Source organism: Ottowia sp. VDI28 (assembly GCF_049532675.1).
Classification (GTDB): domain Bacteria; phylum Pseudomonadota; class Gammaproteobacteria; order Burkholderiales; family Burkholderiaceae_C; genus Ottowia.
Window position 1 is genome coordinate 521,215 of sequence record NZ_CP149820.1, and the last position, 11,326, is coordinate 532,540.

Annotated in this window: 13 protein-coding genes; 11 read left to right on the plus strand and 2 right to left on the minus strand. The window is 62.1% G+C overall.

Translation table 11 applies throughout. From position 1 onward, the window contains the following. Positions 1-4: 4 nt before the first annotated feature. A complete protein-coding gene (locus WJU18_RS02355) occupies positions 5-778 on the minus strand; it encodes a GntR family transcriptional regulator (RefSeq protein ID WP_423458570.1) in 774 nt (257 codons plus the stop codon). 153 nt (positions 779-931) lie between these two features. Between WJU18_RS02355 and WJU18_RS02360 the strand changes: the two genes are divergently transcribed. The 8 genes from WJU18_RS02360 (at position 932) to WJU18_RS02395 (ending at position 8,811) form a co-directional block, all read left to right on the plus strand. Then, entirely contained in the window at positions 932-1,936 is a 1,005-nt protein-coding gene (locus WJU18_RS02360; protein ID WP_423458571.1) for a Bug family tripartite tricarboxylate transporter substrate binding protein, read from the plus strand. A gap of 29 nt (positions 1,937-1,965) precedes the next feature. After that, complete coding sequence (locus WJU18_RS02365; protein WP_423458572.1) at positions 1,966-2,733, plus strand: maleate cis-trans isomerase family protein; 768 nt, start codon at positions 1,966-1,968, stop codon at positions 2,731-2,733. 52 nt (positions 2,734-2,785) lie between these two features. Then, positions 2,786-4,000 carry an FAD-dependent oxidoreductase gene (locus WJU18_RS02370; protein ID WP_423458573.1) on the plus strand — a complete coding sequence of 405 codons (1,215 nt, stop codon included), beginning with the start codon at positions 2,786-2,788 and terminating at the stop codon, positions 3,998-4,000. Between the two features lie 166 nt (positions 4,001-4,166). Further along, entirely contained in the window at positions 4,167-5,348 is a 1,182-nt protein-coding gene (locus WJU18_RS02375) for an ABC transporter substrate-binding protein (protein WP_423458574.1), read from the plus strand. Between the two features lie 146 nt (positions 5,349-5,494). After that, positions 5,495-6,352 (plus strand): branched-chain amino acid ABC transporter permease, encoded by an 858-nt coding sequence (locus WJU18_RS02380; protein ID WP_423458575.1) that lies wholly within the window; start codon positions 5,495-5,497, stop codon positions 6,350-6,352. After that, positions 6,349-7,362, plus strand: coding sequence for a branched-chain amino acid ABC transporter permease (locus tag WJU18_RS02385; protein WP_423458576.1), 1,014 nt, complete (start codon positions 6,349-6,351; stop codon positions 7,360-7,362). The genes WJU18_RS02380 and WJU18_RS02385 overlap by 4 nt, the downstream gene beginning before the upstream one ends. Beyond that, positions 7,359-8,120 (plus strand): ABC transporter ATP-binding protein, encoded by a 762-nt coding sequence (locus WJU18_RS02390; protein WP_423458577.1) that lies wholly within the window; start codon positions 7,359-7,361, stop codon positions 8,118-8,120. Before WJU18_RS02385 ends, WJU18_RS02390 begins: the two co-directional genes overlap by 4 nt. Continuing rightward, positions 8,104-8,811: an ABC transporter ATP-binding protein gene (locus WJU18_RS02395; protein ID WP_423458578.1), complete on the plus strand. Its 708-nt coding sequence runs from the start codon at positions 8,104-8,106 to the stop codon at positions 8,809-8,811. The genes WJU18_RS02390 and WJU18_RS02395 overlap by 17 nt, the downstream gene beginning before the upstream one ends. Before the next feature lie 5 nt (positions 8,812-8,816). Here the strand turns inward: WJU18_RS02395 and WJU18_RS02400 are convergent, their stop codons facing one another. Further along, on the minus strand, positions 8,817-9,203 hold the full coding sequence (locus WJU18_RS02400) for a universal stress protein (RefSeq protein WP_423458579.1): 387 nt from the start codon (positions 9,201-9,203) through the stop codon (positions 8,817-8,819). Between the two features lie 236 nt (positions 9,204-9,439). On the opposite strand from WJU18_RS02400, the gene WJU18_RS02405 reads away from it, so the two are divergent. Genes WJU18_RS02405 through WJU18_RS02415 form a run of 3 tightly spaced genes read left to right on the plus strand, consistent with a single transcriptional unit; the run spans position 9,440 to position 11,107 of the window. Then, on the plus strand, positions 9,440-9,700 hold the full coding sequence (locus WJU18_RS02405; protein WP_423458580.1) for a hypothetical protein: 261 nt from the start codon (positions 9,440-9,442) through the stop codon (positions 9,698-9,700). Then, complete coding sequence (locus tag WJU18_RS02410) at positions 9,697-10,197, plus strand: hypothetical protein (RefSeq protein WP_423458581.1); 501 nt, start codon at positions 9,697-9,699, stop codon at positions 10,195-10,197. Before WJU18_RS02405 ends, WJU18_RS02410 begins: the two co-directional genes overlap by 4 nt. Positions 10,198-10,231: 34 nt before the next feature. Beyond that, positions 10,232-11,107 (plus strand): ZIP family metal transporter, encoded by an 876-nt coding sequence (locus WJU18_RS02415; protein ID WP_423458582.1) that lies wholly within the window; start codon positions 10,232-10,234, stop codon positions 11,105-11,107. Positions 11,108-11,326 lie beyond the last annotated feature (219 nt).

An 11,326-nucleotide genomic window follows, 5' to 3' on the forward strand; every position in this document is an offset into this window, starting at 1 on the left:
GCCGCTACTGAATGCGGGTATTGAGCTCCCGGCTGATCCACACGCTGGCGGTGTCGGCTTCTCCCGCGCGGGCCAGCTTCATTTCATATTCATAGCGGTCCGGGCGGTACAAGCCCTGAAGCCACTGAACGGGCTTCGAATCCTTGTCGAACACCACACGGTTGACTGCCAGCAGAGCCGTCCCGACCGGCACGGCAAGATGCCGGGCCACAAGATTGTCGGCCTGCCTTGCAGAGACTGTCTGGGTACCGCTCGAGATCTGAATGCCGGCTTCTTCAATCAGCGTAAGGATCGGCTTGCGTTCGAGCTTGCTTTTGGTCAGCCCTCGGAAGTGAGATGCGGGAAGCCAGGTCACGATATACGAGACCGGTCCATCGCTGGTGCTGCGCAACCTCACGATTCTCAGCACCTTGGTGCCCACGCCCACCTGCAATGCGGCTGCCACGGACTCGGTGGCGGGCAGATGCTCATGCTCCAGCACGGTCACGGTGGTGCTCTGGTTGATGGCCACCAGCTTGTCCAGAAGATGGGACGGGCCGGATCCGGGCGTGTTCTGGCCAGCGGCTCCGCTGGCATTTACTCGCCTTGTTCCCCGGCCGGCCGTCCTTTCGATCAATCCCTCAGCGACCAGATTGCCCAGGGCCTTCCGGATGGTGACCCTTGAAACCCCGAATTCGGTCGTGAGTTCCAGCTCACTGGGAAGCCCGCCGTTGTACAGGCCGTCCAGAAGCCGTTCTTTCAGAACGAGATAGGCCTGGTGGTACTTCGGCAAGGGCATGGAAGATTGCATAAGCAGGATCTTATTTGTATCATGATAGGTACATTAGGACAATTGCTGCAAGCGCTCTTTTCCTGATGACCGTGGGTATTTGGGCGCACTCTGAGGGCTCAAATACCAGTCTGGTTTCAACGACGACTGGGTAAGCGATTCATGACTTCCTCACCATGCCTTCGGGTTTCCTTCGATCGTATCTGGCGTTCGGCCGCACTTGCGCTGATGTCGTCGCTGGCCCTGAGCGGAGGCGCGGTCGCGGCGGACTCCTACCCGGACAAGCCCCTGCGAATGATCGTGCCATTCTCGCCCGGTGGCACTGGCGATATCGCCGGCCGCTTGATGGCCAACAAGCTGGCTGAAGGGCTGGGGCAAAGCGTCTACGTTGAAAATCGCGGCGGGGCGGGCTCGATCATCGGTACCGACAGCGGCGCCAAGGCCGCGCCCGATGGCTACACGCTGACTATCACGAACGGGGCGGCCATCACGACCGCACCGTTGATCGGCCAGAAGCTCGCATACAAGCCGATGGACGATTTCATCCATGTCTTCCTGATCGGCAGCTTCCCTAACATGCTGGTGGTTCGGGCCGATCATCCGGCCAAGACGCTGGCCCAGTTCATTGATTTCGCGCGCAAGGAGCCTAAAGGGGTGAGCTGGGGCTCAGCTGGTGTGGGCTCCGCGGGATTCCTGGCGGGCGAGCTTCTGCAGCGGCAGGCCAAGTTCCGCATGGTGCATGTTCCTTATAAGGGCACAGGCCCTGCCGTGACCGACCTGGTGGGCGGCACTCTTGGCGCGATGCTGACAAGTCCTGCCGTCGCGGCGGCACAGATCAGCAGCGGAAAACTTCGTGCACTGGCGGTCAGCAGCGCCACCCGGTTGCAGGAATATCCGGATGTACCCACGATGAATGAGCAATTCCCTGGGGCGGTGGGCGATGCCTGGTTCGGTATCTCCGTGCCGGCAAAGACACCCCAACCGGTGGTGGAACGCCTGCGCTCCGAGCTGGTGAAAGTCATTGAGCGTCCCGATGTCCGGGCACAGCTGCAGCAGGCCGGTCTCCATCCCATGGGCCTGGGGCCGCGTGAGTTCGAGAAGTTTCTCAAGCAGGAAACCACCAAGTGGGCGGCGGTTCTCAAGGACGTCAAGATTACGGCCGAGTGAGCGGGAAGCAGAAAGCAGGAACTGAATCCATGAGCGTTGAATACGCCCCGAAGGGCCTGGTCGGGCTGCTGACTCCGCAGGCCAACACCACTGTGGAGCCGGAATTCTCGATACTTCTGCCGCCCGGCTATGCACATATCAGCGCCAGGCTCGTCAGCGGCAAGGCCACCATCGAGGAACGCCTGCTGGATTACCTCGAAGTCGCGGGGCAAACGGCCAGCCAGTTTGCCAATGCGCCGGTTGCGGCGCTGGCCTTGGGTTGCACCGGAGCTTCTTATCTTGCCGGGCGCGAGAACGAAGAGCGCCTGATGGAACGCCTTGGCGCTGGCAGGGGCGTTCCTGCCTATACCGCGGCAACCGCGCTGGTCGATTGTTTGGCCCACATGAATGCCAAGCGCATTGCCTTGGCCACGCCTTATCCGGAAGGCCTGACCCAAAAGAGCGTGAAATACTGGGAATCGCATGGCTTGACCGTGGTGAAGGTGGCATCGGCCATCACGGATTCATCCGCTTTTCATCCCATCTATTCCTTGAGCGCTGAGCAGGCCGGCGGCGTGCTGGGTGAGCTGGGTTCGTTGAGCGGTGTGGACGCCGTGGTGATGCTGGGAACGGGGATGCCTACGCTGGCGCCCCTGCTGCGGGCTAACCTGGCCGGATCGGGCGTGCCGGTGCTTTCCTGCATGTTCTGCCTGGCCTGGAAGGCCGTAGAGCTGCTCACTCCCGGCGGCTATCCCATTCAAGACTGGCTCCAGGGCCGGCACTGGGGCGATCGCCTGGAAGCTCTTCAATGCCGATGAACCCATTTTGCCTCTGCTTCTGCTTCTGCTTTGCTTCTGCGCGTGCCTGACCATGTCTACAAACAAGCTTAATTCTCAACGTGTGATCATTGCGGGCGGTGGCCCGGTGGGTCTTACCGCTGCCCTGCTTCTGGGGCACTATGGAATCGAATGCCTGGTGCTTGAAGCCGATGCCGATGTGCCGCGCGAGCTGCGTGCCTCTACCTTTCACCCTCCCACGCTCGATATGCTGGATGAGTTCGGCATCACCTCGCGGCTGATCGAGGCCGGATTGGTGGCTCCCACCTGGCAAGTGCGTTGGCACACCACCGGAGAGTTCGCGGAGTTCGATCTCGGCGTTCTGAGGGCGCACACCGCGCACCCCTACCGCCTGCAATGCGAGCAATGGCGCCTGGCAGAGTTCCTGCTGGAATACATCCGGAACAAGCTGCCTGGCATCGAGGTGCTGTCCGGCTATCGTTTGCAAAGCTTTGCGCAGAACGAGGACGGTGTCGAGGTGACCGCTCAGGATGCGGCTGGCGAGCCGCACTCGTTCTTGGGCGCCTACCTGATCGGTGCGGATGGGGCCAGGAGCGCGGTCCGTTCGCAGCTGGGCCTCACATTCGAAGGCCATACTTTCCCCGAGACCACGGTGTTGGCCACCACCAGCTTTCCTTTCCACGAGCACCTTCCGGATCTCTCGTTCATCAATTACTGCTGGAAGGATTCCGGTACTTTCAGTCTGCTCCGGCTGCGTGACCTTTGGCGGGTAAGCCTCTACCCTCTGGACGGAGAATCCGACGAGGACGCGGTATCGCCCGTCTCCATTCAGGCCAAGTTGCAGGAGATTCTTCCCACGGCCGAGCCCTACGACATTCTGGAAATCCGGCCGTACCGGATTCATCAGCGCGTGGTGCAGGGTTATGTTCACGGCCGCGTGGTGCTTGCGGGCGATGCCGCGCACATCAACAGCCCGAGCGGCGGCATGGGCATGAACGGCGGCATCCACGATGCGTTCAACCTGGCCGGCAAACTCCGCAGAATCTACGCGGGAGAAGGGAGTGAACTGCTGCAGCTGTATGAGCGCCAACGCAGGCCGATCGCGGTCAAGCATGTGTTGGAGCAGTCCGGCAAGAACCGGGCGCGCATGCAGGAGCGGGACTCGGACAAGCGCCGGCGCTCCCTGACCGAGCTTCAGCGCAAAGCCTCGGACGAAGCGCTGGCCACGCAGCATCTACTTGAAACCTCGATGATCAGCGGCCTGCGCGAGGCCGCCGCGATTCAGTGAGTTGCGAGGGCTGATAGAGCGCATGTCAACGACATGCCGCGGGCTGCTGCGCGGCTTCTGTCCACGCTGCGCCTGTCGCAAACACGTTCTTACAGTTATATTGGAGGCTGAATGGAAAACCGCGCCCATCATGTGGTGCTCATTCAGTGCATGAGGAGACAACCGAATGATTTCTACCAGGTCTTTTGCCAAACAGCTTCTTGGTTTTGCGCTCGCCACGGCGTTTGCAGGCTCTTCCTATGCCGCAGATCCGCTCAAGATCGGGCTGGTGCTGCCTATGTCCGGTCCTTTTGCTGCTTATGGCAAGCAGATCGAGCACGGCGTCAAGCTCTACCTTGCCACCAATGGCGACACCATCGCCGGGCGCAAGATAGAGCTCGTGCTCAAGGACGACAGTCCCGGCACGGCCGGCGATGTGAGCAAGCGGCTCGCCCAGGAACTGGTGATCAAGGACAAGGTCGACATCCTGGCCGGGTTCGGCCTGACGCCATCGGCTTTCGCGGTGGCGCCGGTCGCCACTGAAGCCAAGAAGCCGATGGTGGTGATGAATGCCGCCACTTCGGCCATCACAACCAAATCGCCTTATATCGTCCGTACCTCGATGACGCTGCCGCAGAACTCGGCGCCCATCGCCACGTGGGCCGCACGCAGCGGCATCAAGAATGTCTTCGTTCTCATTGCCGACTACGGCCCGGGCTACGACGCTGGCGGCCAGTTCAGGAAGACGTTCACCGCCGCGGGCGGCAAGGTGGTCGACGAAGTCCGAGTGCCTGTGAACAACCCCGATTACGGCCCGTTCCTGCAGCGCATCAAGGATGCCAAGCCCGATGCCGTGTTCCTGTTCCTGCCGCCCGGCGCCGGGACGGTGGCCTTCATGAAGGGCTTTGCGGAACGTGGTCTGGCCCAATCCGGGATCAAGCTGATTTCAACCGGCGATCTGACCGACGAAGACATCCTTGATGCGCTCGGCGATTCGGCGCTGGGCCTGGTGACCTCGTTCCACTATTCCGCGGACCACAAGTCGCCCGAGAATCAGGCCTACGTCGTAGCCTATGCGAAAGCCTATCCCAAGGACCGTCCCAACTTCATGTCGGTGGGGGGTTATGACGGCATGCGGCTCATCGCCGATGTACTCAAGAAAACAGGTGGCAGTGCGGACGCCGAAAAATTCGTGGCGGCTGCCAAAGGCATGAAGTGGGTCAGCCCGCGCGGGCCGGTCATGATCGACCCTGCCACGCGCGACGTGGTGCAGACGATCTATATCCGCAAGGTCGAGCGGGTCGATGGCAAGCTCCAGAACGTCGAGTTCGACAAGATCGCCGACGTCAAGGACCCGGGCAAGGAGTAGCCCTGGAAACGGCAGTTGACCGCTTGTGATCTTCATAAGGGCTGCATGGATACTGGCTTCGTTACTTCGATGGCGCTCACCGATCAGGTGAGAGCGCTACGCACTTGCTTGCGCAGTGAGGCGGCGCGTGTGGACCGGTGGCGTCAATGACAGTCCTCTTTGATGGCATTGCCGCGGGCATGCTGCTTTTCCTGATCAGCGTCGGCTTGTCCGTCACGCTGGGCCTGATGAACTTCATCAATCTGGCTCACGGCGCTTTCGCCATGCTGGGCGGGTACGTCTGTGTCGTTTTGCTGAGCCGATTCGGTGTACCGTTTCTCGCCGCATTGCCATTGGTGGTGCTGGTCTCGGCCGCTGTAGGCGTGTTGTTGGAGCGGGTGCTGTACCGCCGGCTCTATGGCGCCTCGCATCTCGACCAGGTGCTGTTCTCGATCGGCCTGGTGTTCGTAGCGATTTCGGGTGCCAACTATCTTTTTGGCGCGCAGCAACAGCCTTTGCAGTTGCCGCCCATCCTCTCTGGGCAAGTACATTTGCCGGGGCTCGATATGGGCGTCTACCGCCTGTTCCTGATCGTGGTGGGCCTGGTACTGGCGGTCGGATTGCAGTGGCTGGTCTCGGGGACACGCTTTGGCGCCAAGCTGCGCGCCGCTGTGGACAACCCGCGGACCGCGCGTGGCCTGGGCATTGATGTCGATCGGGTTTTCGTGCTGACTTTCGCCCTGGGTTCGGCACTTGCAGGACTCGGCGGTGCGTTGGGTATCGAGATGCTGGGGCTTGATCCGGAGTTTCCAATCAGGTACATCATCTACTTCCTGATCGTGGTCGCGGTCGGAGGCAGTGGCAACATCCGGGGTTCGCTCTATGCGTCGCTCATCCTCGGCATACTCGATGTGGCGGGCAAATACTATGTGCCGCAAATAGGCCCCTTCGTGATCTATGCCGTGATGGTGGTGACGCTGATCTTCCGGCCACACGGGCTGTTCGGCCGCGGAGCAGCCAAATGAGCGCGCCCGCACCTACCGGCGCCGGACCGGCCGCCTTCGACATAGCCCCTCTGCGTGATGCTTCCCGCTGGAAGTGGCCGGAATACCTGTTCTGGGTGATTCCGGTCGCCGCGTATTTCCTGTTTCCCTCCGATCTGGCGCTGCTCTCGCAGATCGCGATCACCGCCTTGTTTGTTGTTTCCCTGGATCTGCTCCTGGGCTATGCCGGCATCGTGTCGCTGGGGCATGCGGCCTTCTTCGGTATCGGCGCCTATGCGGCAGGCCTGTTGGCGCAACACGGCTGGAACGATCCGCTCATGGGCCTCGCATGCGCTGGCGTGATCGCTGCTGCCGCTGGTTTTGCCACCAGCTTCCTGGTTCTCAGGGGCTCCGATCTCACACGCCTGATGGTCACGCTGGGTGTGGCATCGATGCTCTTCGTGGCCGCCAACAAGCTGACGTCGATCACGGGCGGCCTCGATGGTCTTCAGGGCATCGAATTCAAGCCGCTCCTGGGCAGCTTCGCTTTCGACATGTATGGCAAGACCGCCTATATCTACTGTGTGCTGGTGCTCTTCGTGCTGTTCTGGATCGCGCGGCGCATCGTGCACTCGCCTTTCGGGCTTTCGCTCAAGGGGATCAAGCAGAACGCATTCCGCATGCCCGCACTGGGAGCGCCGGTGAACAGGCGACTGGTGACGGTCTATACCCTGGGGGCCGCGTATGCGGGTGTGGCAGGCGGCTTGCTGACGCAGACCACGCAGTTCGTCTCGATCGATGTGCTCAGCTTCTCGCGCTCGGCGGAGGTGCTGCTGATGCTGGTGCTGGGCGGCACGGGGAGCCTGTACGGCGCGGTGCTCGGTGCCATCGTGTTCATGACCGTCCATCACCTGCTGTCGGACATCAATCCGCAGTACTGGCAGTTCTGGCTCGGCATCCTGCTGATCCTGGTGGTGCTGTTCGCGCGCGACGGCATCATGGGTGGGCTGCGTGCCATGGCCAGGCGTTTCCCGAGGGGAGGCCGCGCATGAGCTACGCGCTGCAGACGCGTCACCTCGTGAAGAAGTTCGGCGCCTTCGTCGCGACCAGCGACGTGACGCTGAATGTCGCCACCGGCGCGCGCCAGGCCTTGATCGGGCCGAACGGTGCCGGCAAGACCACATTGGTCAACCTCCTCACGGGGTTCCTGGAGCCCACGCAAGGCAGTATCTTGCTGAAGGGCGAGGACGTCACCAGTACCTCGCAGAACGACCGGGTCAAGCTCGGGTTGGCGCGCACGTTCCAGATCAACCGGCTTTTCGCCGACTTCACCGTGCTGGAGTCCGTCACGCTGGCCGTCTGTGAGCGGCGGGGCCTGGCCGGGCGGTTCTGGCGGCCAGTCGGCGCACATGGCGAGGCCGTGGCGGAAGCGGCCGAACTGTTGTGCCAGTTGCGGCTGCTCGATGTGGCGCATCACAGGACGAAAGACCTCGCCTATGGGCGGCAGCGGCTGATCGAAATCGCCCTTGCCCTGGCGACCAAACCGAGCGTGCTGCTCCTCGACGAACCGGCGGCAGGGGTGCCTACCAGCGAGAGCCGCGAGCTCTTCGAGATCATCGCCCAGTTGCCTCGCGAGATGACGATCGTGCTGATCGAACATGACATGGACTTGGTGTTCCGTTTTGCCGATCGTATTTCGGTGCTGGTGGGCGGCGCGCTATTGACCGAAGGCAGCCCGCAGGCCATTGCCGAGGATCCGCAGGTCAAGGAGATCTACCTTGGAGAGGGTGTCCATGGCGAACTTGCTTGAGGTCGAAGGCCTCTGGGCAGGCTATGGCGATGCCTCCGTGCTGGAAGACATCTCTTTCAGCATCGAGAGCGGTGCCAGCCTGGCGCTGCTCGGCCGCAACGGCATGGGCAAGACGACGCTGCTGGCCACGCTGATGGGCGCCACGCGGCAGACACGCGGCAAGCTCCGCTTTGGCGAACACGATCTGGCGGCGATGCCCAGCCACCGGCGTGCGCACGTCGGGCTCGGTTGGGTACCCCAGGAGCGCGACATTTTCCCGTCGCTGAGCGTGGAGGAGAACCTGACCGTGGTCGCACGGCCCGGCGCATGGGATCTCAGAAGGGTCTACCAGACCTTCCCGCGGTTGCAGGAGCGGCGCAGCAACATGGGCAACCAGCTGTCAGGCGGTGAACAGCAGATGCTGGCCATCGGCCGCGCCCTGATGCTCAATCCGCGCATGCTGCTGCTCGATGAACCGCTGGAGGGGTTGGCCCCCCTGATCGTCCAGGAACTGCTCCGTAGCATCGAGACGATGGTCCGCGAAGGGAGCATGGCCATGATTCTGGTGGAGCAGCACGCGCATCAGATTCTGCCGATCACGCAGAATGCGCTGGTTCTCGAAAGAGGGCGCGTGGTGCACCATGGCGCCAGCACGGCGCTTGCCGCGGACCCGGCCGCGCTGGATCGCTGGCTGGGCGTGGCGGGGCACTGATCGCCCTAGTCGGCCTTGACGGCCAGCACCGGGCAGGGCACGTTGAGCAGGATCTCCTGGGCCATGCTGCCCAGGATCAGTTTGCCGACAGGTGAGCGCTTGCGCAGGCCGATGATCAGCACCGACACCTGGAGTTCGTCGACCAGGTCCTCGATTTCCTGGATGGTGCTCTTGCCTCGCACGAAATGCTTGAGTTCCGCCTCGATGGGGAGCTTGGCCAGGCGTTCGGCAATGCGCTCGCCCTCATAGCCGTCGATCACGGACTCGTCTTTCCCGCCGGGGCCAGCGTTGACAACCACCAGGGGCTCATTGCGCCGGGTGGCAATTTCTATGCCTTTATCCAGGGCTGCCTGGCCTTCCGGCCGTGGAACATAGGCGACGAGGATGGTCATGCGCGGTCTTCCTTGGAGTAAGTGGTGGTGGATCACGGCGGCGTACAACAAAGCCAACCTCAGCCAGCATAGCTCGGTCTTACCAACTTGGCGAGGGAAAGAGGCACGCAGGCCCTTGGCGGTCCAGTACCAGTGGTGAATGTGTGGGTATTTTATTGAGAATGATTATCATTTAATATTGAGCATCAAAGGCCCCGCCATCTGAGAGTGGGGCTTCAATCTGAGGCGATTGCACGATGCCGTACCTCGAACAAGATCTGAACTCAGTAGCAGAGGAACATGTGATCTTCCTGCACCACTATGGGCGGTTGCAGCAGCGCTGCACGGAGCAGGCTCGCGCCCAGGCGCGGGAAATAGAGCGTCTGCAGGGGCAGATCATCCGCTTGCGCGCCCTGGTAATCGCGCATGAGAGTGAGTTGCGCATCGCGCGCATTCAGTCTTCCGGCCAGACCGAGCAACTAGCTTCCGAACTTTCATATGAAAAGGACACGATATGAATCACCAGACCGTTCAAGGTGCCACGCCACTTCATGCGGAGGCGGCGGAGCATCCGCTGCTAGCTGAGTGGAGGCGATTCACCAACGAAGGGCTGGCCGCGAGCCAGGCTCATTGCGTGGCGCATGCGGTGACCTGGCATGCGAGGGCGCTTCAGGTGGCGCATCACCTGATGGCCCGTCCTCAGCCAGGTATCGCGGAAGATGACTTGGTGGCGGCTTTCCTCGTGGCGCATGTGAACCTTGCCGACTGCCACGCCGAAATGGGCCAGACGGTCGATGCGGCCGACTGCCTGTATTGCGCTCATCACAAACTCATGGCGTTGCTGCACAGCGAGACGGCGCCGGAGGCGATGCAACTGGCCGCCGGCAAGCAACTGCACATGAGCCATGCGGCATTGAAGCAGCACTGCGCCAGGTACGGCGAACACCCGCTTCTTGCCAAAGCGCTGCACGAGTGCAGCCTGCATCTGGTCATGCCGGGAAGCCGGCTGCACTGACGCGATTCCATTGAGAGTGAAGACCATGTGGCCCATGAGACAACTCCGCCTCCAGACCCTGATAGGGCTGGCCATCTTTACCGCGGGTGTGCCGGTGCTATGCACCATGGTCTGGGATGGGCTTCATGATCAACCTGCCGTTCAGGGGGCCTTGCTTGGCGGAGCCGTCGCTGCGTTGGCCACCGCCTTGGGTACCTTGCCCGTGCTGCTGGCGCAAAGGCCTTCGGAGCGCATGCAGGATACGCTGTTTGGCTTCGGTGCAGGTGTGATGCTGGCGGCCAGTGCTTTCTCGCTTGTGATTCCCGGGCTCGAGGCCGCGCGCCAGGCGGGCACCTTTGGCGGCGGCCCCTGGGCGGCAGGTGGGGTCGTTGGAATGGCCGTGCTGCTGGGGGGCGCGGCGTTGCTGCTGCTGGACAGGGCGCTGCCGCACGAGCATTTCATCAAGGGCCGTGAGGGCGCGGCCGCGCAGAAGTTGCGCCGCACTTGGCTGTTCGTGTTTGCCATCATGCTGCACAACGTGCCTGAAGGTTTGGCCATTGGCGCTGGCTATGCGGGAAGCGATGGTGTGCCGGCCCACGCGCTGGCCATGGGCATTGCCATACAAGATGTCCCTGAAGGCTTTGTCGTGGCGGCCGCGTTGCTGGCGGCGGGTTACACGCGCGGCTTTGCCGTGATGCTGGGCGCGGTTTCCGGCCTGGTCGAACCGCTGGGCGCGGTGATCGGCGCTTCGGTTCTGAGCAATGCAGCCCTGCTGCCTTGGGGGCTGGGCTTTGCCGCCGGGGCGATGCTGTTCGTGGTCAGCCACGAAATCATTCCCGAATCCCACCGCAAGGGCCACGAGGTGTTCGCCACGGCCGGATTGATGATGGGATTTGTATTGATGATGGTGCTGGATACCGCGTTGGCGTGAATTGCTTCGCCACAGGCCCGGACAGCGCAGGCGGTTAGGCGCCCAAGCTCTAAGAACGTGTCAAAATCTCCTCACGGGTCCCTTGCGCCCGAAAAACTGCGTCTGCGGCGTTAAAAATCCTCGCGATACCACGAGGTAACCCTGCGGTTTTCGTCGCATCGGCGCACCGCTTGCATCCACAGATTTTCGAACACAACGGCCCTCGCGACGAGATCTTGA